Genomic DNA, 22035 nt, shown 5'->3' on the forward strand with positions numbered 1-22035 from the left:
CCAACTACCTTGAGTAAGCAACGCTGCTACAGCGTTTCCATGGATTCGGAAGGAGATCAACATGCGCTATTCAACTATACGTTTCTCAACACCGCTTACCGCTATTGCCGCCTCGCTGCTGCTCGCTACCTCAGTGGCACAAGCCAATGAAACGCTTGATGTCGAGATGCATAAAGTCAGCACCGAGGGTAATGAAGAGTCAATCGGTACCGTATCCCTTGAACATACGGATCACGGCTTACTGCTGACACCTTCGTTGACGGGCCTTGAGCCTGGGGTCTACGGTTTTCACGTTCACCAGAATGCCAGCTGTGATCCCGCCGAGAATGACAGTGGCGAGATGACCGCAGCACTGTCGGCTGGCGGACACTATGACCCTGAAGAAACCGGCACTCACCAAGGCCCCTATGGAGAAGGTCATTTAGGCGATCTACCGGTGCTAACGGTTAATGAAGATGGCGAAGCCAATCTCCCCGTCTTGGCGCCGCGCTTGAGCATGGAAGATATGCCTGGCCGCAGCTTGATGATTCACGAAGGCGGCGACACCTACAAAGATGAACCCCACCTGGGCGGCGGCGGCACCCGGATGGCCTGCGGCGTCGTTGAGTCTTAAGCTTTACCGTTGTTATTAATCGACAAAATGGGCAGCCACTCAGCTGTCCATTTTTTTGCTTACGGCCCACTAAAGTCTAACTGTGATTTTATAGTGGTTATCTGTACATTCAGCTCTGCTAAAGAAGTGCCTGCTTGCATGCTCACCGACATGCTCGCCCATCCCCCTCACTGCTCTAGGTACCTTAGATGATCACCTTTATCGTATCGATCCTGCTGCTGATAGCGGGCTACTTTACCTATGGGAAATTCGTTGAGCGTGTGTTTGTCACTGACCGCAAGCGTCAAACGCCCGCTTTCAGCATGCGCGACAACATCGACTATGTGCCGATGAACACTACGCGCAATTCACTCATTCAGTTATTAAACATTGCCGGTGTCGGCCCTATTTTTGGCCCGATTCTCGGCGCTCTGTATGGGCCAGTGGCGTTTGTGTGGATTGTGATTGGCTGTATCTTTGCCGGTGCTGTTCACGATTACCTGACCGGCATGATCTCGATCCGCAACCACGGCGCTCACCTGCCGCAACTGGCCGGCAAGTTCCTGGGTAAAGCGATGAAGCATGTGGTCAATGGTTTCGCGATTCTGCTGCTGCTTTTAGTCGGTACGGTATTCGTCACCTCGCCTGCGGCGCTGCTGGCCAATATGACCTCGCTGTCGTTAACGCTGATCATCGTCGCTATCTTTATTTATTACTTGATTGCCACCCTGCTGCCGATTGATAAGGTCATTGGCCGTATCTACCCCTATTTTGGCGCCCTGCTGCTGTTCAGCGCGGCGGGTATCGGTATCGGCTTGATCATCACGGGCGCTCCGATTCCTGAGCTCTCGTTCCAGAACATGCACCCTGACGCCGCACCGATTTTCCCGCTGCTGTTTTTAACCATCTCCTGCGGCGCGCTTTCAGGTTTTCATGCCACCCAAACGCCGATTATTTCGCGCACCACCCAAAACGAAACCAATGGTCGCAAAATTTTCTACGGCATGATGATCACCGAAGGCATTATCGCGATGATCTGGGCGGCCGCCGCCATGAGCCTGTTCTATGGCGACCAGTCGCTTTCCGATGTGCTGGCGGCCGGTGGCCCTGCTGCGGTGGTCAGCGAAGTTTCTACCACCATGCTCGGCGCTATAGGCGGCACCCTGGCGGTACTCGGCGTTATTGTGCTGCCGATCACCTCGGGCGATACCGCTTTCCGCAGCGCGCGGATGATCATCGCCGACTACATTAAGATCGATCAAAAGCCGATTATGAAGCGCGTCATGGTCGCTCTACCGCTGTTTGTGGTGTCTTACGCGTTAACGCACATGGACTTCACACTGCTGTGGCGCTACTTCTCCTGGGCGAACCAAACCACCGCCGTGATCGCGCTGTGGGTAGGCACCATGTACCTGGTGCTGTCGCGTAAGCCTCACTGGATTACCTCGATCCCAGCCACCTTTATGACCATGGCCACGTTTACCTACTTAGCCTACGCGCCGATCGGTTTTGGTCTACCGCTGCAGCTAAGCTATGTGGTGGCCGCGTTAGGCACACTCCTTTGCATTGCGCTGTTTATGAAGCGTGTCCGTCGCCTAAGCCGGGCAACTTTTGCTGTTGATGAGCCGGCGGTACCAAGCCAGTTTGTGGACAGCGGTGAGGCGATTGCCGCTAAATAGTTAGGCGCTCCATAACGTTACCGCCACACTTTCTTCACAGGACGCTCTTCACAAGACACTCTCCACACAAGAGTCACGCCACAAAAAAGGGCACACATCAGCCACATAACCGTGTTTGATGCGTGCCCTCGCTTTTTCTCCTATCTCTTTTATCCTACCTTTTCTCCCCTACTCCTCATGTTTATCGCTTCCATGCTGCTGCGGTATAGACGAATACAGGCAGGGACTACTCTAGCGGTATCGACCAGAAGTAGGTCTCGCCGGAACTATCGTCCACACCGTCGTTGTCGCTGACCAGCCAGGCGTTGCCATTATCGTTGACCGCCATTCCTTCAATCTTGTCCACCACAAAGCCGTTGTAGCTGGCTAGGTCGGGAATCAGGTCGCGCACTAGCTGTTTCTCGACCACCGGCAGTTCACCGCCCAGCGGGGTGGGTTGCAGGCCGTCGAGGGCAACGCGGGTCACTTGCTTAACCTTAGCCTCGGCGCCGATCTGGTTGTCGCGCTCGATCAGATACAGCCAATCGCCATGGGCAGTGATTTCGGAGAGGCCAATCCAACCCTGTTCCACGTTATCCAGCGGGTAATGAACAGCGGCCCACTCGCCACTGTCGATATCAAAACGCAGCAGCTTGACCATGCCCTCGGGGTCATCCTGCCAAGGGCGCTGCACCGCCAGCCACAGTTGATCATCAATGCGCGTGACGCCTTCTAATCCCCACTTCAATGCCTGTTGAGCGAGCGCCTCGGGCAGTGCAATTCCTTGGATAATCTCGCCGTCGGAACCCACATGATAAAGGGTGTTGGCAAGGCCTTTGTCGTTACCTTCGGAAGCGACCCAGAAGCCACCTTCACCATCGGTGGTAATGCCTTCCATATCCAGCCCTAGCGCAGGCTCACCGTTGCGGGTCACGTCCAGTGCTGCCGTAATCCGCGCCGGGGAGGCTGAGGGGTCGATGGTAAAGATGCGCGGCTGGGCGCTGTAGAAGCTGTCGTTGACCGCGTAGAGCATGTCATCAGCGGCGACCAAACCGGAAAGTGCGCCCCAGCCGATCAGTTCATCAGCGCCCGCCGAGGTCAGGGTGGGATAGACCGCTGGCGCATCCTGGTATTGATAAATCATGACATGGGCGCGGGGGCCGCCGTCTTCGCCCAGATCCCCTTCATTGGCGGTGGCTAACAGGCCACGGCTGGGAATCGCCACGGCGCCTTCGGGAGACAGGCCCGAGGGCAGTAGCTGGGTGAGCTGCGGTTCGGCCAGGTTGCTAACGTCATAAACGCCCACCAGCGAGCCGCGCTCGGAAAGCAGGAAGACATAGGGCGTACCTTCGAACACCGCAAACTCCATCCCCTCCGGCTCGCTGCCTTTGGCATCCGAACGCTTATCGGGGTAGTGACCCGCTTCAATCACCGCGCGCTCGAATGAAGTACCTGACTCGTATACCACCTCGCCACGCTTGTTGAAGATCGTCCAGCCGCGCGCGCCGCCATCCATATCGCCTTCGTTGGCAATAGCGAAGTGGTCGTTGTCGATCCACTGCAGCGCATCCGGCTCGCGCAGACGCTCGGCTTGCTGCTCGTTGAAGATCAGTGCACCGTCATCGCTGGCGTCAATGCCGTCCAGGTCGACAGTCCCGGCGCTGAAATCCGCCACCACCTTACCGGCGTAGTCGAGCACCACCAGGTGGTTGTTCTCCTGCACGGTCACGACGGTCTCACCCAGGGTGTTGATATCGACAAACTCCGGCTCGGGATCCTCGGGGGCGATCTCGGCGAGCCCGGTTACGTCGGCGTAGAGCAGGCTGTCACAGTTAACCAGCCCTTCCGCATTGATCTTCACCAGTGCCACGGAACCGCCGGGCATCTGCGGTACACGTCCATCGCCCGCCTCTTCGTCGCGTTCGTTCTCAATGGCGACAGCGACAAAGCGCCCATCGGGGGCCGCAGCGGAAGCTACACTATCGGGCTGTCCGTCCAGCGGGCAGGAGGCGAGTATCTCGCCACTGGCTAAATCGACCGTGCGCAGCTCCCCGGAAGGTTCGCTGTAGGAAACCGATGTATTCACTCCGACATAGGCCATATTGCCGAGCACCGATACGGCCGTAGGCTCGCCGTCCATAACGATATTACCCAGCGGTTGCGGATTAGCCGGGTCGCTGATATCGATGCGCCCAATCACGCCCAGCGGGCTATCGGTATACACCAGCGTCATGCCATCACCGGAAGCAGCAATGATTTCAGGCGCGGTCTCGCGTGTACGATCCTCGCCCTCGGCCATGTTATCGGGAACCGCGAAACTGGCGATGCGGTTGAAATGTTGATCTGCCGCGCCTGCCGCTTGCGTGGCGGCCAGCACAGCAGCCAGCGCCAACAGGGTTGGTCTGCGTTTGAGTATCATGATGGAGTTAATCCCTTGCCTAAGCTTAAGAAACGACTGATTAAGTTATTAAACTTGCTATGTCCGATTAACCATCCAACATCATAACGATGTCAGGCTTATGACACTCACTGGCTAAGTTAGCGCCGTTGGCTATCGGCACACCTCAGCGCGAAATCCAAGTTGCCGCAAAAATGTTAGATGGGTAAGTAGTGAAGGAACGCATAGGGGAAAAGGGAAGCAGGAAAATCGATAGGTTAAAGGAGACCTTAGAACGAAAGCAGCCAGTCAGTTAGCCCTGACTGGCTGCTTTTTAGCTAGTTTTGGTTGCTAGCTTACTTCTATACATACGCGACATACGCGCGATAGCGTTTTACTCGTCGCCTGCCATCTGCATTTGGCGTTGCATGTAATTCTGAATACCCACCTTGTCGATCAAACCAAGTTCCGTTTCGATGTGATCGATATGGTCTTCTTCGTCGGCGAGCAGATCGCGGAGCATGTCGCGGGTAACGTAATCTTTAACGCTTTCACAATAGGTGATGGCTTCGATGTAGTCGTTGCGGCCATCGTGCTCAATTTTTAGATCGCTTTCGAGCATTTCTTTGACGTTTTCGCCAATGTGCAGCTTGCCCAGGTCTTGCAGGTTGGGAATACCTTCCAGGAATAGGATACGCTCGATGATCTTGTCAGCGTGCTGCATCTCTTCGATGGACTCATCGTATTCCCACTTGGCGAGTGCTTTTAGGCCCCAGTCTTTGTACATCTTGGCGTGCAAAAAGTACTGATTGATCGCAACCAGTTCGTTGCCGAGCGCCTTATTGAGATGCTCAATAACTTTCGTATCACCTTTCATGACGTCACCTTTTCTACTGTAATGCTGATGTTTAATCTAGTTTAGACAATACGATCAAGCAGTTACGTTTGGAGAAGAGTATAGGCGCAAATAGCTATACCCCCAGCGTTTCTGAGAGTATAGATAAGATGATTAAAAGTTCAAGCAAATCAGTTATTTGCTAAAGATAACCCTAACAATAGTGATTCGCGTCACACGGCGTAGGCAAGGCCCATATCGGCTTCTTGACGTGCTTCCTGAACGGCATCGCGGGTAATTGATTTAGCGTAGCACGCGCACTTACCGCACTGCGTTGCGCAGCCGGTTGCCTCGCGTACTTCTCGCCAGCTGCGCGCTCCGTCGCTAACGTGCTGGCGAATCTGATGATCGGTTACTCCCTTGCACACGCAAACGTACATGGCGACACCTCATAAAAATCATGAGATAAATGTAAATGATTCGCATACATCTTATCAAGTAGAAATGACTGCTTTTTGCTATCCATTCGTCTTAATAAGCAAGAGCAGCAAAATAACGTACTGGCGTAAAAGCACTTTTTGCCCCATACCAGCTGAAATTATTTTTTCGGCAAAACCACCGTTTGCGTGTTGGAAGCAATATCCGGCCAGCTACGCCGCTGTTTATCGAACAGCACCCATAAGTAGCCCAAACCAAACGCCAGCAGCGAGAGCCACGCCACCGCGCAGCGGATGAGGCATTGCTTCAAGTTCAGTGAATACCCGTCTACCGTTTGCACCCGTAATCGCCATGCCTGCATACCCAAGGTCATACCACCGCGCGACCAGGAGAAAACAAAAAACAGCGTGACAAAAAACACCAGCAAGAGCTGCAAACTCAAAACATCGCTGGCCGTAGTGCCAATCTCTTCGGGCTGTTGACCCAGCACATAGCGGAAAAACAGCATATGCACGACGGTCACCGCAATCCAAATCGCGGTGACCAAAAAGCCGTCATACAGCATGGCGCCCAGTCGTCGGCCAAGACCGGCTGGCCATACGCTGTCCAACTGAGTAAAGCGTCGTGTTTGCATAGTTCTCTTCGTGGTTGCTGGCTGTTTCTGGACGATACGAGGCTGTGATGGCTACTATTGCGGCATTAACCATTGCGACGTAGAAAGTAGATCCCGACCCCAGCGCAGGCCAGAGTCGGCACCAGTACGGCCCAGACGGGTGAAAAGCCAAATATCGTCGAGGCGGGCGCCAGTAGATCCTGAACGTACTTAAAGCTCAGCCCAGTGACAACGCCATAAAACACCCGAGTACCAGCGGCCACGGTGCGCAGCGGGCCAAATACAAAGGAGGCGGCAATCAGCACCAGCGACCCCATGGTGAGCGGCATCAGCATCTTCTGCCAAAAATACAGCAGTGCCTGATCATTCTGCAGGTTCTGCTCTTCAAGGAACTGGGCATAGGCCCAAAGCTCGCTGGGCGCCTGACTCTCAATATCGCGCAGCAGCCTCTCTAGCTGGGTGGGGGTGAAAGAGGTGTCCCAACCCATGCTTGCCATCTGCTCAGACTCGGTGTGATCGTCAAAAATACGCGTGGTAGCGACGTTTTCCAAACGCCAGGCATCGTTTTCCCAGTGTGCGCGCTGAGCGTAAGTGGCTTCGACCAGTTGGCGGTCATCAAAGCGATAGCGGGTTAAATCGAGCACGACGTTATCCGCGCGAATTGCCCCAAAACGGTAGACGCTGTCACCCTCTATCTGCCAGCCGCTGCGACTGGTCAACACAGCGCCTTCACCCTGGAGTTTTTCCAGCCGCCACGCCTCGGCATACTGCTCGGTGCGTGGGCTAACGTATTCGGCAACTAACAGCACCACGACCACGACCACCAGCACGGGTTTCATCACCCCCCATACAATGCGCGCCAGAGAACGCCCAGCGGCGCGCATAACGGTAAGCTCATTGCTGGAAGCCATGCTGCCTAAGCCAATCAGCGCGCCAATTAATACGGCTACCGGGGCGTACTGATAGAATCGCCAAGGCGTGCGCATTAGCAGGTAAAGCAGCGCATCGAAGGCGGTATAGCCCGCCTGCACATCGCCTAAATCATCGATATAAGCGATGGTAATATCCAACCCCAGCAGCACGAACTGAACGACGATAATGGCCGCCAGCACGTTGCGGGCGATATAACGATCAAGACGGTCAAGCACCATTATCGCATCCCCTTGCGTTGCGAGCGCCATAGCAATAATAGGCCCAGCCCTAAAAACAGCCCATGGACTGGCCACACGCCCAGCGTGGTGGACCAAGTGCCACTGCCAATCGCATCGACAACCGCGAGCAGCAGACTAAGATAGGCGACGTATAAAAATACCGCGGGCAGCAGTTTGCCAAAGCGCCCCTGGCGGGGATTAACCCGGGAAAGCGGCTGCGCCATCAAGGCCAGCACAAACACCATAAGCGGGAGCCCTGCCCGCCACTGCCACTGGGCTTGGGCACGGGGGCTTGGATTACTCCATAGCGCAGGCGTAGTGGCGTACTCCAGTGAATCCAGTTCCTGCCGGTCGCGATTCAGCCCTAGTCGCAATGTATAACGCTCAAACGTTAGCCGCTCGGCGCTCTTATCGCCCGGCGTCACCCCGTAGCGCTCACCGTCATCCAACACCAGAAAACGGCTACCCGTTTCGAGGCGGGTTTCCTGATAGCCCGATGCCGCCCGGGTAACGTAGTCGTGAGTACCTTCGTCGCCTTGTTGGTTCTGCTCGTGCACCAGCACATCCTGCATTTCCGTTCCGTCGCTTGAGAAGCTGCCGATGTAAGCGGTACGGCCACCGCCGAACTCTTGAAAGCGCCCCGGCGCCAACACGGAAACATCCAGGCGACTGCGCTGTTCTTCCAGCGCGGTCTCGGTTTGCAGCGCCCCAAAAGGCGTCAGCCACAAGCTGCAGACACCGACCAGTACCGCCACCACGCTGGCAGGCAGCAACGTCACCTTCAATAGCCGCGTGGGGCTCATCCCACAGGCGACCATTACAGTGATTTCGCTGTTCATATAGAGCTGTCCGTAGGCGAGCAGGATGCCTAGAAAAAACGACAGCGGTAGAATCAGTTCCATAAAGCCAGGCAGGTGAAACATCATCAGACTGCCTAGCATGGTGACGGGAATATCGCCCTCCGCCGCGTCCGAAAAATAGCGGATAAAGCGGCTGCCCATAATCACCAGCAGTAGAATGCCAGCGACTGCCGACATGGTGAGTAACACTTCGCGAGTTAGATATCGAAATAAAATCAACGCGCTCTCCGGCTAGTCGTGCAGGATGCCATGCAATAAGCGTATGGCTTGGGTACACTAATCAAACTATTTTCAGTCCCTTTTCAAAATCAAAAGCAACGGGGCATTATCCCGAATCCCTCGATGCTTGTCTTGTTGGAGACGTCATGGAATTTTCCGTTCAGACCGCGAACCCAGCCAAAGCTGAAACACCCTGCCTTTTGGTGCCGGTTTATAAAGGGGGCGACTTCCTGCCCACCGTTGCCAAACTGGACGACGCCAGCGAGCGCCTGATTGGCCAATTGCTCGAACGCGGCGACTTTGACGCAGCACTGGGCAACGTGCAACTGGTACCCTTTGCGCCAGGCCTGGGGGCCGAACGCATTTTGCTGGTGGGCTTGGGAGAGCGCGAAAAATGCCAGGAAGCGGCCTTCATCAAGGCGCTGGATGCGGCCATGACAGCGCTAGTGAAACTGCCTATTGACGAAGCCAGCGTAGTATTTGGCGATGTTCCGTTGACTGACCGCGATGCGGCCTGGAAAGCGCGCAAGGTAATGGAAGCTGCGGAGCGGGCTATCTATCGCTTTGACCAGTTCAAATCCTCGCCCGCGCCAGCCCCCAGCCTTGCCAAGCTGACGTTAATTATCACCGATGCCGACGCTGTCCCGCAGGTTAAGCAGGGTGCGTTAGTGGGCAACGCTATTGGCCAAGGCATCAACTACACCCGCACGCTGGGCAACCTGCCCGGTAACGTGTGTACGCCCAGCTATTTAGCCGAGCAGTCAGAGCAGTTGGGTCGCGATTCACAAGGCGCGCTCGAGGTCGAGATTCTCGATGAAGAAGCGCTGGAAGCCCTGGGCGCAGGCTCGCTACTATCCGTAGGCCGCGGCAGCAAAGAGCCGACACGCTTGATCGTTATGAAGTACCAGGGCGCCGAAGAAGGCGAAGAAGCGCCCCATATATTGGTAGGCAAAGGCATTACTTTTGATACCGGCGGCATTTCGCTCAAGCCCGGCGAAAGCATGGACGAAATGAAGTTCGATATGTGCGGCGCCGCCAGCGTGTTCGGCACCGTCAAAGCGGTATTGGCGATTAAACCCAAGCTCAACCTGGTATTTATCGTTGCCGCCGCGGAAAACATGCCAGACGGCAATGCCACCAAGCCCGGCGACATCATCAAAACTCTCAAAGGTCTGACCGTCGAAGTGCTTAACACCGACGCGGAAGGCCGCTTGGTGCTGTGCGATGCACTCACCTACGCCGAGCGCTTTACTCCCGCCAGCGTAGTGGATATCGCCACTCTCACCGGCGCCGTGATTATTGGCCTGGGTCACCACGCCACCGGCCTGCTCTCCAACGACGATGACTTAGCGTTGGATCTGCTGGATGCGGGCGAAGCGGCTTGGGATCGCGCCTGGCACCTGCCGCTGTGGGATGAGTATCAAGAGCAGCTCGAGTCCAACTTTGCCGACCTGGCTAATATTGGTGGCCGCCCGGCGGGCACGATTACCGCTGCGTGCTTCTTGTCACGCTTTGCCGACCACTTCCCCTGGGCGCACCTGGATATCGCCGGCACCGCCTGGCACTCCGGCAAGCAAAAAGGCGCCACCGGTCGCCCCGTTGGGCTGTTAACCCAGTACCTGCTTGACCGTGAAGCAGATGCCCAAGTAGAAAATAGCGACGTCTAACAACACAATCAGGCAATCAACGGTTGCCTTTATTTGACGCAACCGTTACACCTAAACCCATTAGCGTGTGCCTTATCTCAAGGCACACGCTACACCCATTATGACGCCTATATTTGCCCTTCAGGGCTTGGATCAAGTAGAGAGAACATGCCGTGCCCACTAACTTTGAGATTCTGCCATCCAACCAGCCGATAGCCGATGAGATCCGTGACAACATTCTCAAAAACCCCGGCTTTGGCAAACACTTTACCGATCACATGGCCCATGTGCGCTGGACTGTTGACGCCGACTGGCACGGCCACCAAGTGCGCCCTTACGGCCCGCTAACGCTGGATCCAGCCGCCTCTGTGCTGCATTACGGCCAGGAAATATTCGAGGGCATCAAAGCCTATCGCCATGCTGACGGATCGATCTGGACGTTCCGCCCCGAGAAAAACGCCGAACGTTTTCGCCGCAGTGCGCGCCGTTTAGCGCTGCCGGAGCTGTCCGACGAAGACTTTATCGGCTCGCTGAAAGCGCTATTAGCGCAAGATCACGCCTGGGTGCCCACGCCTGCCAGCGCATCTGACGAGTGCAGCCTCTACCTGCGTCCGTTTATGATCGCCTCGGAAGCCTTCTTGGGCGTACGCCCCGCCCACGAGGTCGACTACTACGTCATCGCCTCCCCCGCGGCGGCGTACTTTAAAGGCGGCGTTGCGCCGGTGTCGATCTGGCTCTCCTCGAACTACAAGCGCGCTGCCGCAGGCGGTACTGGCTTTGCCAAGTGCGGCGGTAACTACGCCGCCTCATTAGCCGCGCAGAAAGAGGCCGAAGCCCACCAGTGTGGCCAGGTCGCATTTCTTGATGCTGCTGAAAACAAGTGGGTGGAAGAGTTGGGCGGCATGAACCTGTTCTTTGTCTTCAAAGATGGCCGTTTGGTGACGCCGCGCCTGACCGACACCATTTTGGAAGGCGTCACGCGCAACTCGGTGCTCACGCTGGCCAAAGATGAAGGCCTAACGCCGGAAGAGCGCGCTATCAGCATTGACGAGTGGCGTGAAGGCGCGGCGTCTGGCGAGATCACCGAGGTATTTGCCTGCGGTACCGCCGCGGTCATCACCCCGGTGGGCGAGCTGGTCACCGAGAACGAGCGTATCAAGCTAGCTGCCGGTGGCAATAATGAGATTGCCATGCGCATTCGTACCAAGCTGCTCGACCTGCAGTATGGCCGCAGCGAAGATAAGTACGGCTGGCTAACCCAGCTGGTTTAAGCGGTTTTAAAACCAGCGCTTATCCTTTCAGCACCGCCGCATTCTTGCGGCGGTGCTGTTTGCAATCGACGTATCTGAAATCGTTTTACCTGGAACCGCTATGGCGCGCATTGATTTCTACATTCTGCCCGATACCACCTTGGAGGCGCGCTTGCAGTTCGCCTGCAAACTGGCCGAGACCATCTGGCGCAAAGGCTACCGCCTGCATCTCCACTGTGAAGACAAAGCCCTCGCCGAGCAGGCCGATAACGCGCTATGGAATTTCCGCCCGGACGCCTATTTACCCCATGCTCTAGAAGATAGCGAGATGGCTGCCAGCGTGCCGATTACGCTAGGTTGGCAGCAGTTGCCGGTGCCCACGGAAGAAACCGCGCTGCTTAATCTACACCCGGAAATACCCGAAGGCGTAGAGCGCTACGCGCGAATTGCCGAGATTATTAATCAGCACCAACAGGTGCTGGTCGCCAAACGCGCCTGCTGGCAGCGCTATAAAGAGATGGGCCATGAGGTCGTGCCGCATAAATTGGGGTAGGCACAATGCATCCAGCGCGAAGAGGCTTGACCAGACGCTGAAATTGACGCCTTTCTCCATCGCGAGCTGAAGCGAAGTAAGCCATGACGATAAGTGAACTTCTTGATATGGTCGCACGCGGCGAAGACAGCCGCCACCAGTTCAAACGCGATGCCACCAACGCGGATGGCCTTGCCGCTGAGATGGCCGCCTTTGCCAACAGTGGCGGCGGGTGGTTGTTGCTGGGCGTCAATGATGACGGCTCAATTGCAGGGCTGGATGGCGCGGCGGTACGGCGGTTGAACCAGCTACTTGGCAACGCTGCCTCCCAGCATGTACGTCCTCCCGTGCATCCGCTGACCGAGAATGTGCAGACAGATCAGGGCATTGTAATAGTGATGGAGGTGCCCGATGGGCTGGCCAAACCGTATCTTGATAATCAAGGCCGCATTTGGGTCAAGCAGGGGTCGGACAAACGGCATGTGACCTCCCGCGAAGAACTGCAGCGCATGTTCCAGCGTTCTGGGCTGGTTTACGCTGATGTAGTACCAGTAGCGGGTACTTCGGTGGAGGATATCGATGACAAGGCGTTTACTGGCTACTTCAATCGCCGCTATGGTGAGAGCAGCGAGTTCTCCGGTCTGACACGGGAGCAGTTGCTGCAGAACTTGGGCCTGGGCGATGGGCAGGAGTTGAATCTGGCGGGGCTGATGCTGTTTGGTCGCAATCCTCAGCGCTGGCGTCCGGCCTTTGAAGTGAAGGCAGTGGCCTTCCCCGGCACCGCGCTGCACGATACTCGCTACCTGGATAGCGAAGATATCAAGGGCACCCTACTGGAGCAGTTCCGTGGCGCTTTTGCCTTTATCAAGCGCAATTTGCACCATGTGCAGCACGGGCGTAGTTTCAACACCCTGGGCGAGTTGGAGATTCCCGAAACGGCGCTGGAAGAGTTGTTGGTCAATGCCTTGATTCACCGAGACTACTTCACCAGCGCTTCCGTCCGCTTGATGGTCTTTGCCGATCGTGTGGAGATTGTCAGCCCTGGCCACCTGCCGGATAGCCTGAGCGCTGAGGACATTCGCCGGGGTAAGACCATCCGCCGTAATCCTACGCTCACCGAACATGCCAGCCATATCTTACCCTATCGCGGTATGGGCAGTGGCATTCCACGAGCGCTTGAGGCATGGCCAAAGATTGACTTGCTTAATGACCCTTCAGGCAATCAATTCAGTGCAATCGCTTGGCGGCCAGAGGCGGAGTGGACGGATGATACCCCACCAGTCACCGGGGAAGTCACCGGGGAAGTCACCGGGGAAGTCACCGGGGAAGTCACACGACTACTCGCGGTCTTGCAAGGCGAAATGAAGCGCTCAGATATACAAGCAGCGCTTGGGTTGAAGCATGAAGACCACTTTCGGGAATCCTATCTGCGTCCGGCATTAAAGGTCGGCGCTATTGAAATGACAATTCCAGACAAGCCACGCAGCAGCCGTCAGAAGTACCGTCTGACAGCAGCCGGGCAGAAATGGGTAGCCACTCAAGGAAGACAACATTGATATGGGCAAACCAACCTGAAAAGAGGGAAGACTGGTCAAGGTCAATGCCCTGAGAATTGATTGATTCGATCCGTCAAGGTGCCAGCGAAGGCGAGCTCCCCTCGGCAGCGTGAGTTCTGCTCTGAGCGTGCCGTCTGGAGCGGTGGCCGCTAACCAACTTCAGCAACGCATCCAGTCAATGCTGTTCGAACATACCAACATCTCGAAGAAGCCCGAGAAAATCATCAGCCACAAACACGTGACCCCGCACTTGGCGGGGTCATCAACGGAAGTCGGCAATCGCTGTCAGTGCGTCCCAGGCGTCTTTGCCTTAGCCCCCCTGTTGCTGCATCTGCTCCTGCATCTGTTGTTGCATTTGCTGCTGCTGTTGAGCCACGGCCTCATCCAGTTGATCGCGCTGCTCCTGAGTGAAAACGCCTTCGATCTGAGACTGTATGATAATGCTATCCGCGGTCATCTCGGCCGTTAGGTCACCAAGACGCTCTGCATCTGCCCGAATGGCGGCTTCGTCATAATCAGTCTGAACGTGCTCACTGAGTTGCTGTTGCAACTGCTGGGCTTCCTGCTCATTGGCACCAACGTCGTCTTGCATCTGGGTCAAAAGGTTGCTGAGTTCTTCCTTCTGCCCATCATTCAGATCGACCATTTCGTCAAGTTGATCAACTTGGTCATCGACACTGGGAGTGCTACCAGCCATTTGCTGGGCCATGGCGGGAACACTGAATGCCAGTGCTGCAACGGCTGGAAGGAAAAGCTTGGCTACGTGCATAAAAACTCCAATTGCGAACAAATTTGTACTTCCTGCCCGACGAATCCTGACGGGTCTTGTGATCCGACACTGCTGTTTTTAAAAAATTCGTCGTAACGGTAAATTGTTGATTACCATTAGCGGGCTCTGGCCGCGCCCTTTGCCCTCATGGAGACGTAAACGTGTTCACGCGCTACCCGCTTGTTACGATTGTCATCGCCCAGCTGTTCGGCACCTCGCTATGGTTTAGCGTTAATGGCGTTGGCTTGGCGCTTCAGGAGGCCGTCGGCCTCAGCGAAAGCGATTTGGGTCTGCTCACCATCGCCGTTCAGGCAGGGTTTATTACCGGCACGCTGCTGATCGCAACCACTGGTCTTGCCGACCGAATTCGTGCCAGCCACCTGTTTGCGATTTCTGCCGTTCTCGGCGCACTGATCAACGCCGCCTTTATCGGCGCGGCTGAGAGCGTGACGCTCGCCGCTGTTGCGCGCTTTGCGACCGGGCTTTGCCTGGCGGGGATTTATCCGCTAGGCATGAAGCTGGTGGTGAGCTGGACACCCAGCCACGCCGGCGCCGCGCTGGGTTGGCTGGTGGGCATGCTGACCCTGGGCATTGCCTCGCCGCACCTGCTGCGCGGTTTAACGCTGCATTTACCCTGGCAGTGGCCGCTGCTGCTGGCGTCACTGCTGGCGCTGGCCGCTGCGCTAATGATTTTCAAGCTGGGCGTTGGCCCCCACCTGCCAGCCACCGCCAAAAGCGGCCGCCCCTGGGCAGGCCTGGCCGCTTTCAAACAGCCCCGCTTTCGTGCCGCCGCACTGGGTTATTTCGGCCACTGCTGGGAGCTTTACGCCCTTTGGGCGCTGGTGCCGTTTCTGGTCGCCCGGGAGCTGGAGCGCTTGGGTGCTGCAAACAGCGCTCAACCGTGGCTAAGTTTTGCGGTGATCGCGTTGGGCTTACCGGGCTGCGTGCTGGCAGGCAAATGGAGCCGACAGATTGGCAGTGCCCGAGTGGCCTGCGTGGCATTGGCTACCTCCGGTGCGCTCTGTTTGGTTTATCCCCTGTTGGGCAGCGCCTCGCCCTGGCTGCTGCTGGTGCTTCTCGGCGTATGGGGCGTTAGCGTTATTGCCGACTCCGCGCAGTTCTCTGCGCTGGCCAGCGCCACGGCTCCACCCGAGCGGCTAGGAGCAGCGCTGGCGATGATGAATGCGATCGGCTTTGGGCTGACCATTCCTTCCATTGCACTGGTCACAGCGCTGTGGTCGAGCCAGTCGCTGGCTGTCATTTGGTGGCTATTGCCGGGCCCCATCCTCGGGCTAATCGCCATGCGCGGATTTTCTGCCCATAAACAGCTCTCATAAACACATCACATACGTACTGTGCACCCACAATAGAGCGTGAGTAGCCCCTGACGACCACTGCCCTTACGCGGTATACTCACGCCCATTAAATTATGCATTTATGCATTTGCGCATTTATGCGTTTATACATTTTTGCACATTTCTCGCCAGCCGTGAGCCAACTCTCCATGGAAAAGACCTACCAACCCGAACAGATCGAAACCCGCTGGTACGAGCGCTGGGAAGCCGACAACCGTTTCGCCCCCTCCGGCCAGGGCACGCCTTTTTCGATCATGATTCCACCGCCCAATGTGACCGGCAGCCTGCACATGGGCCACGCGTTCCAGGACACCATTATGGATACCCTGACGCGCTGGAAACGGATGCAGGGCAATAACACCCTGTGGCAGGTAGGCACCGACCACGCCGGTATCGCCACGCAGATGCTGGTGGAGCGCAAGATTGCGGCTGAAGAGGGCAAGACCCGACACGACCTTGGTCGCGATGCGTTTATCGACAAAGTGTGGGAGTGGAAACACGAGTCCGGCGGCCATATTACCCGCCAGCTGCGCCGCATGGGCGCTAGCGTCGACTGGTCTCGCGAACGCTTCACCATGGACGACGGCTTCTACAAGGCGGTACAAGAAGTGTTTGTGCGCCTGCACGAAGAGAAGTTGATCTATCGTGGCAAGCGCCTGGTCAACTGGGATCCGACACTGCACACCGCCATTTCTGACCTGGAAGTGGAGAACAAAGAGCAGCAGGGCAGCTTCTGGCATTTCCGCTACCCGCTGGCGGACGGCGTCAAAACCAACGATGGCAAGGATTACCTCGTAGTCGCCACCACCCGCCCGGAGACCCTGCTGGGCGATACCGGTGTGGCGGTGAATCCAGACGATGAGCGCTACGCCTCTCTGGTCGGCAAGTTCATTGAGCTACCGCTGGTCGGTCGCCGTATTCCGGTGGTTGCTGACGAGCACGCCGATATGGAGAAAGGTTCGGGCTGCGTCAAGATCACCCCCGCCCACGACTTCAACGACTACGAAGTCGGCAAGCGCCAGAACCACCTGCTGATAAACGTCTTCTCCAAAGACGCGGCGATCCTTGAACAGGCCGAGATCTTCGACCTGAAAGGACAGCCCCAGCCCGATGTAGACGCCACTCTGCCTGCCAAGTACGCAGGTCTCGACCGCTTTGAAGCGCGCAAGCAGATCGTTGCCGACATGGACGCCCTGGGCCTGCTAGAGCAAGTCGAAGCCGTTAACAACACCCTGCCTTATGGTGACCGTTCGGGCGATGTCATTGAGCCGCTGCTCACCGACCAGTGGTTTGTAGCCGTGGAGTCCCTCGCCAAGCCCGCCATCGAAGCGGTGGAAAATGGCGATATCCAGTTCGTGCCCAAGAACTACGAGAACATGTACTTCGCCTGGATGCGCGACCTGCAGGATTGGTGTATCTCCCGCCAGCTGTGGTGGGGCCACCGCATCCCGGCCTGGTACGACGAGGAAGGCAATGTCTACGTTGCTCGTAGCGAAGCCGAAGCTCGCGAGAAGCATGAGCTCGGCCCCGACGTAACCTTGACGCAAGATGAAGACGTACTCGATACCTGGTTCAGCTCGGGCCTGTGGACGTTCGGCACCCTCGGCTGGCCGGAACAAACCCCGGAGCTGGAGACCTTCCACCCTTCCAGCGTTCTAGTGACCGGCTTTGACATCATATTCTTCTGGGTTGCCCGGATGATCATGATGACCCTGAAGTTCACCAAGCAGGTACCGTTTAAGACGGTTTACGTACACGGTTTGGTGCGCGACGGCCAAGGGCAGAAGATGTCCAAATCCAAGGGCAACGTACTCGACCCCATCGACCTGATCGACGGCATCACGCTGGATGAACTGCTCGAAAAGCGCACCGGCAATATGATGCAGCCGAAACAGGCCAAGGCGATTGCCAAAGCGACCAAGGACGAGTTCAAAGACGGTATTGAAGCCCACGGCACCGATGCGCTGCGCTTTACGTTCCTCTCCCAAGCCACCACCGGGCGTGATATCAAGTTTGATATGAGCCGCCTGGACGGCTACCGCAACTTCTGCAACAAGCTGTGGAACGCCTCGCGCTACGTGCTGATGAACGCCGAAGGCGAAGATTGCGGCACTGGTGGTGAAGAGGTTGAGCTTTCACTGGCCGACCGCTGGATTATCTCGCAGCTGCAGAAAACCGAAGCCCAGGTCACCAAGGCGATGGACGAGTACCGTTTCGACCACGCCTCCCAGGCGCTGTATGAGTTCGTCTGGAACGAGTACTGCGACTGGTACCTGGAGCTTTCCAAGCCTGTTTTGTGGGATGAAAATGCCACGGCAGAAGCCAAGCGCGGTACCCGCCGCACGCTGGTACGCGTACTCGAAGCGATTCTGCGCCTTGCTCACCCGATGATGCCTTATATTACCGAAGAGATCTGGCAGCGCGTGTCGCCGCTGGCAGGTGTGTATATGGGTGACGATGCGTCGATCATGCTGCAAGCCTGGCCAGAAGCCGACGAAAGCAAAATCGACGACCAGGCCAGCCTGGATATCGAGTGGTTGAAAGGCGTCATCATCGCCGTGCGTAACATCCGCGCCGAAATGAACATCGCCCCCGGCAAACCGCTTGACGTGCTGCTCACCAAAGGCAAGCCCGAAGACGCCGAGCGCCTGGAGAGCAACCGTCGCTTCCTTTCCAAACTCGCCAAGCTGGAAAGCGTTACCTGGCTTGAAAACCCAGACGATGCCCCGCTCTCAGCCACGCAATTGGTGGGCGATATGGAAGTGCTGGTACCGATGGCGGATCTGATCGACAAAGACGCCGAAATCGCCCGCTTAAGCAAAGAGATTGAGAAGCAGGACAAGCTGATCGGCGGCATCGAGAAGAAGCTTAGCAACGACGGCTTTATCGCCAAAGCCCCGGTAGCGGTGGTGGATAAAGAGCGCGGCAAGCTGGCCGAATTCCAAGCCACCAAGCAGTTGCTGGAAGAACAGCGCGCTAAAATCTCAGCGCTGTAAGTCCTCCCCCGGCGCCAGGCAGCTCTGACGGCATGGCGCCGGCGCGCCGCTTGCCCGCTGATCGGATAGCGCCTATAACGGGTAAATGGACTCCCCCAGCACAGACAGCGTTTCGCCCCGACACCCCCTGGCAGTCTTGCGTTTCCTTGGCTTGGTACTCTTGGGCAGTGTCGTCGGCGGAGTGGCGGCTCTTGTAGCCGTTGGCTTCGTCAATGCGGTGGTATGGCTCAACGACCTGCTGTTGATCTCCCCCCGAGGCCAGATGATGGCTGCAGACACCTCTCTGGTGATACTGGCTACCCTGCTGGTGCCAACCCTTGGGGGGCTGCTCGTTAGTCAACTGCACCGCGGCCTGCCTGGGGGCCGCTCCCATACCCCTGCCGACGCCATCGCTGCCGTCCAGACCCGCCGAGGTCGCCTACCCGCCAAGGCTGGTGCTCTCTCAGCGTTAAGCGGTTTGGTGTCGTTAGGCGCAGGCGCCTCGGTGGGTCAGTACGGCCCCCTGGTACATCTCGGCGCGACTCTCGGCTCCCTAATCACACGCTTGCTGCGCCTGGGGCGCTCAGAGGACAATATCACTATCGCTTGCGGGGTAGCGGCAGCCATCGCTGCGGCCTTTAATGCACCACTGGCGGGCATTGTCTTCGCCCACGAAGTCGTGCTACGCCACTATGCCCTGCGCGCCTTCGCGCCAGTGGCTGCCGCCGCCATCGTCGGCTATGTGCTGGCCACTCAGTTGCTTGCTCAGGGGACGCTGTTCCATATCACTGAGCCTGGCGTGCCTCAACCTTGGGAATTCGCCCTTTTCCTAGCCTTGGGTGGCCTAGGCGCCTTGGTGGCTGGAGGCTATATGCATGCCATTCTTGCCATGGGCCAGCTGGCCAAGCGGCTACCGCTGCCCACCAGCCTTCATCCCGCACTAGCCGGGGCTTTGCTCGGCCTAACGGCTCTTTGGGTACCCGATATTCTCGGCATGGGCCAAGAAACCCTGCGCTTCGCCACCTTGCCCGGGGCCTATAGCGGCGGCGAGCTGCTGATGGTACTGCTACTAAAGCTGGCCGCGACCGCTTTGTGCCTGGGGCTGGGTTTCGCTGGTGGTGTCTTCAGCCCAGCGCTGGTGATCGGCACCCTCTTCGGTGCCCTAGCCGGCACCCTGGTAGCGGAGCTGGGCGGTGGCCAGGAGACGTTTATCTTCTATGCGGTGTGCGGCATGGTCGCGGTCACCGCACCGGTTCTCGGCGCGCCTCTTACCACCCTGCTGATCGTCTTCGAACTTACCGGCAGTTATGCGTTGACCACCGCCGCCCTGGCCAGCGTCACGCTAGCCAATCCTCTGGCCGCCCAACTGTTCGGCCGCTCGCTATTCGATATTCAATTAGCCCGCCGTGGTTTGGATCTCTCCGCTGGCCGCAGCCGCGCCGTGCTCCAGGAGGCGCGGTTGACCGAGTTGATTAGTCATGATGCCGTCACCCTGGCCCCCGCGACCCCACTGAAAGCGGCCATCTCGCGCCTTAGTCAAGCGGGCCATGGCGAAGCTTATCTGGTGGACGGCCGAGGGCGCTACCAAGGCTGCGTGACCCTGGCGAGCCTGGAGACCTTCCGCGAAGGCAGCGAGGCCACAACCCTGGCCGACTGTCCCGAAACGCCCCGCCCAGTGCTAGATCCGCACGCCTCACTTTGGGAGGCAATGCAGCAGCTACAAAAGGTCACCGGCGAGGCCATCGCCGTCGTGGATGACGAACGGCGCTTCTTGGGGGTGGCCTATGAGTCGAGCATTGCTCGAGCCTTCTTGCATCACAGCGACGCCCTACGACGGGAGGAACACGGTGCTGGCTAGACGATTGATCCCAGGACTTCTGGCCGGGCTGCTCGTCCTGGCAACCCCCATCAGGGCGAAAGTGCCCGACACTGCCGACTCTCTGACAGTATTGAGCTGGGGCGGTGCCTACGAGCACGCCCAGCGCAGTGCCCTCTTCACACCCTTCACCGAGGCCCATGATGTACCGGTGGCAGTGGACAGCTATAACGGCGGCCTGACGGAACTGCGCCAGGCCGTGGCGGAGAACGATGTCCCCTGGGACGTACTCGATATGACCCGCAGCGAGGCCATGGCAGCCTGCGAAGAGGGCCTACTGGAGCCACTCCCCCCCGAGCTAGCCGCCCCAGCGCCGGACGGCACTCCGGCATCCCAAGATTTCCTTCCTGGCGCCCTGGGTCGCTGTTTTATCAGCCATTCGATCTTTGCCACCGTCGTGGCCTATCGCCGTGATGCTTTCCCCGGGGAGCGCCCCACTCGCATCGCCGATCTCTTCGATCAACAGCGTTTCCCTGGCCCCCGGGCCTTACAGCGCACCCCCGCGGCTAATCTGGAGTGGGCGCTGCTCTCCTACCGGGTCCCCCGGGAAGAACTCTACCGCCTGCTCAGTACCCGCCGTGGCCTGGACCTGGCCTTCGCCCGGCTGCAAGGCATCGACAAACTCCACTGGTGGGAGGCCGGTGAAACCCCGGTGCGCCTGCTGGAGGAGGGCCAGGTGGTCATGGCTTCCGGCTACAATGGCCGCTTCTTCGCCGCCATGGTGGAGCGCGACCTGCCCATCGAGATCCTCTGGGACGGCCAGCTCCAGGAACATGAGACCTGGGCGATCCCCCGCGGTGCCCCGAACCCCGAGGCGGCCCAAACATTTATCCGCTTCGCCACCACCAGCGAGCGCCAAGTGGAGTTGGCCCGGCATATCCCCTATGGCCCAACGCGACGCTCTGCTGCTATGCAGGTTACCACCCACCGCGACAGTGGCCTGGACATGCGCCTGCATATTCCCACCCACCCCATCAACGCCCAGGGTGCGGTGACCAAGGACGAGACTTGGTATGCCCGTACCCAGGAACGCATTGAGGCCCTCTTTCGCGAGACCCTATTTCGTGAAGCCCTGACGACACAAGAATGAATGCGCAGTGCGGTTTCAAAAAATGGGCGGTTACAGTTAACGTGGCAATGCTGATAACCGTACTACGACATTGGGAACGAGGTGATCGCACTCCCCATGGCCCAGCGCTGGCATTACTGCATAGCGTTGCCAAGAAACCAAAGGCTGTACTGAGAGCATTGGGCTAACAGAAATGCTCTTTTAAATTAAATTCGATATTTTTGAATTTGAAGCTGTCGGCTACTATGTCGGTTCACTCAGACT

At 57.6% G+C, this 22035-nt stretch carries 17 protein-coding genes; 10 read left to right on the top strand and 7 right to left on the bottom strand.

Going from position 1 to position 22035, the window contains the following annotated elements; genetic code table 11:
* The first annotated feature begins 61 nt into the window (after positions 1 to 61).
* Together sodC and K7H09_RS06380 are read left to right on the top strand one after the other, a co-directional pair.
* Positions 62 to 613 (top strand): superoxide dismutase family protein, encoded by a 552-nt coding sequence (gene sodC / locus K7H09_RS06375; protein WP_230804175.1) that lies wholly within the window; start codon positions 62 to 64, stop codon positions 611 to 613.
* A gap of 188 nt (positions 614 to 801) precedes the next feature.
* Positions 802 to 2271 (top strand): carbon starvation CstA family protein, encoded by a 1470-nt coding sequence (locus tag K7H09_RS06380; RefSeq protein ID WP_009288516.1) that lies wholly within the window; start codon positions 802 to 804, stop codon positions 2269 to 2271.
* Between the two features lie 226 nt (positions 2272 to 2497).
* Here the strand turns inward: K7H09_RS06380 and K7H09_RS06385 are convergent, their stop codons facing one another.
* The 6 genes from K7H09_RS06385 to lptF all read right to left on the bottom strand — a co-directional run bounded on the left by K7H09_RS06385 (position 2498) and on the right by lptF (position 8743).
* Positions 2498 to 4669: an esterase-like activity of phytase family protein gene (locus K7H09_RS06385; RefSeq protein ID WP_022520148.1), complete on the bottom strand. Its 2172-nt coding sequence runs from the start codon at positions 4667 to 4669 to the stop codon at positions 2498 to 2500.
* Between the two features lie 352 nt (positions 4670 to 5021).
* Entirely contained in the window at positions 5022 to 5504 is a 483-nt protein-coding gene (gene bfr, locus K7H09_RS06390; RefSeq protein ID WP_009288515.1) for a bacterioferritin, read from the bottom strand.
* Positions 5505 to 5695: 191 nt separating this feature from the next.
* On the bottom strand, positions 5696 to 5902 hold the full coding sequence (locus tag K7H09_RS06395) for a (2Fe-2S)-binding protein (protein ID WP_008959830.1): 207 nt from the start codon (positions 5900 to 5902) through the stop codon (positions 5696 to 5698).
* A gap of 158 nt (positions 5903 to 6060) precedes the next feature.
* Positions 6061 to 6534: an RDD family protein gene (locus tag K7H09_RS06400; RefSeq protein ID WP_022520149.1), complete on the bottom strand. Its 474-nt coding sequence runs from the start codon at positions 6532 to 6534 to the stop codon at positions 6061 to 6063.
* A gap of 65 nt (positions 6535 to 6599) precedes the next feature.
* Entirely contained in the window at positions 6600 to 7664 is a 1065-nt protein-coding gene (gene lptG, locus K7H09_RS06405) for an LPS export ABC transporter permease LptG (protein WP_053856902.1), read from the bottom strand.
* Entirely contained in the window at positions 7664 to 8743 is a 1080-nt protein-coding gene (gene lptF / locus K7H09_RS06410; protein ID WP_027957799.1) for an LPS export ABC transporter permease LptF, read from the bottom strand. The genes lptG and lptF overlap by 1 nt, the downstream gene beginning before the upstream one ends.
* Positions 8744 to 8889: 146 nt before the next feature.
* On the opposite strand from lptF, the gene K7H09_RS06415 reads away from it, so the two are divergent.
* From K7H09_RS06415 to K7H09_RS06430, 4 genes are all read left to right on the top strand, one after another.
* Positions 8890 to 10410: a leucyl aminopeptidase gene (locus tag K7H09_RS06415; RefSeq protein ID WP_230804177.1), complete on the top strand. Its 1521-nt coding sequence runs from the start codon at positions 8890 to 8892 to the stop codon at positions 10408 to 10410.
* A gap of 152 nt (positions 10411 to 10562) precedes the next feature.
* The gene (locus K7H09_RS06420; protein ID WP_230804179.1) at positions 10563 to 11660 is read left to right on the top strand and encodes a branched-chain amino acid aminotransferase; all 1098 of its coding nucleotides are present in this window, start codon (positions 10563 to 10565) and stop codon (positions 11658 to 11660) included.
* Between the two features lie 100 nt (positions 11661 to 11760).
* Positions 11761 to 12192 (top strand): DNA polymerase III subunit chi, encoded by a 432-nt coding sequence (locus tag K7H09_RS06425; RefSeq protein WP_022520155.1) that lies wholly within the window; start codon positions 11761 to 11763, stop codon positions 12190 to 12192.
* 83 nt (positions 12193 to 12275) lie between these two features.
* Positions 12276 to 13727 (top strand): Fic family protein, encoded by a 1452-nt coding sequence (locus tag K7H09_RS06430; protein ID WP_138800416.1) that lies wholly within the window; start codon positions 12276 to 12278, stop codon positions 13725 to 13727.
* A 310-nt stretch (positions 13728 to 14037) separates the two neighbouring features.
* On the opposite strand, the gene K7H09_RS06435 is transcribed toward K7H09_RS06430, so the two are convergent.
* A complete protein-coding gene (locus K7H09_RS06435; RefSeq protein ID WP_022520157.1) occupies positions 14038 to 14496 on the bottom strand; it encodes a Spy/CpxP family protein refolding chaperone in 459 nt (152 codons plus the stop codon).
* 161 nt (positions 14497 to 14657) lie between these two features.
* Here K7H09_RS06435 and K7H09_RS06440 point away from each other — a divergent pair, with 161 nt between their 5' ends.
* The 4 genes from K7H09_RS06440 (at position 14658) to K7H09_RS06455 (ending at position 21792) form a co-directional block, all read left to right on the top strand.
* Positions 14658 to 15833, top strand: a complete 1176-nt coding sequence (locus tag K7H09_RS06440) for an MFS transporter (protein WP_230804181.1) — start codon at positions 14658 to 14660, stop codon at positions 15831 to 15833.
* 167 nt (positions 15834 to 16000) lie between these two features.
* Complete coding sequence (locus K7H09_RS06445; protein WP_022520159.1) at positions 16001 to 18847, top strand: valine--tRNA ligase; 2847 nt, start codon at positions 16001 to 16003, stop codon at positions 18845 to 18847.
* An 85-nt stretch (positions 18848 to 18932) separates the two neighbouring features.
* On the top strand, positions 18933 to 20684 hold the full coding sequence (locus K7H09_RS06450; protein WP_230804183.1) for a chloride channel protein: 1752 nt from the start codon (positions 18933 to 18935) through the stop codon (positions 20682 to 20684).
* A complete protein-coding gene (locus tag K7H09_RS06455) occupies positions 20674 to 21792 on the top strand; it encodes an extracellular solute-binding protein (protein ID WP_022520161.1) in 1119 nt (372 codons plus the stop codon). The genes K7H09_RS06450 and K7H09_RS06455 overlap by 11 nt, the downstream gene beginning before the upstream one ends.
* Positions 21793 to 22035: the final 243 nt, after the last annotated feature.

Source organism: Halomonas sp. IOP_14, assembly GCF_021021315.1.
GTDB lineage: Bacteria > Pseudomonadota > Gammaproteobacteria > Pseudomonadales > Halomonadaceae > Vreelandella > Vreelandella titanicae.

Coding starts and splice junctions, on each gene's coding strand:
- bfr (WP_009288515.1), bottom strand. CDS start 5,504: ATGAAAGGTGATACGAAAGTTATTGAGCATCTCAATAAGGCGCTCGGC.
- K7H09_RS06445 (WP_022520159.1), top strand. CDS start 16,001: ATGGAAAAGACCTACCAACCCGAACAGATCGAAACCCGCTGGTACGAG.
- K7H09_RS06435 (WP_022520157.1), bottom strand. CDS start 14,496: ATGCACGTAGCCAAGCTTTTCCTTCCAGCCGTTGCAGCACTGGCATTC.
- K7H09_RS06385 (WP_022520148.1), bottom strand. CDS start 4,669: ATGATACTCAAACGCAGACCAACCCTGTTGGCGCTGGCTGCTGTGCTG.
- K7H09_RS06395 (WP_008959830.1), bottom strand. CDS start 5,902: ATGTACGTTTGCGTGTGCAAGGGAGTAACCGATCATCAGATTCGCCAG.
- K7H09_RS06380 (WP_009288516.1), top strand. CDS start 802: ATGATCACCTTTATCGTATCGATCCTGCTGCTGATAGCGGGCTACTTT.
- lptG (WP_053856902.1), bottom strand. CDS start 7,664: ATGGTGCTTGACCGTCTTGATCGTTATATCGCCCGCAACGTGCTGGCG.
- K7H09_RS06415 (WP_230804177.1), top strand. CDS start 8,890: ATGGAATTTTCCGTTCAGACCGCGAACCCAGCCAAAGCTGAAACACCC.
- K7H09_RS06425 (WP_022520155.1), top strand. CDS start 11,761: ATGGCGCGCATTGATTTCTACATTCTGCCCGATACCACCTTGGAGGCG.
- K7H09_RS06430 (WP_138800416.1), top strand. CDS start 12,276: ATGACGATAAGTGAACTTCTTGATATGGTCGCACGCGGCGAAGACAGC.
- K7H09_RS06400 (WP_022520149.1), bottom strand. CDS start 6,534: ATGCAAACACGACGCTTTACTCAGTTGGACAGCGTATGGCCAGCCGGT.
- K7H09_RS06450 (WP_230804183.1), top strand. CDS start 18,933: ATGGACTCCCCCAGCACAGACAGCGTTTCGCCCCGACACCCCCTGGCA.
- sodC (WP_230804175.1), top strand. CDS start 62: ATGCGCTATTCAACTATACGTTTCTCAACACCGCTTACCGCTATTGCC.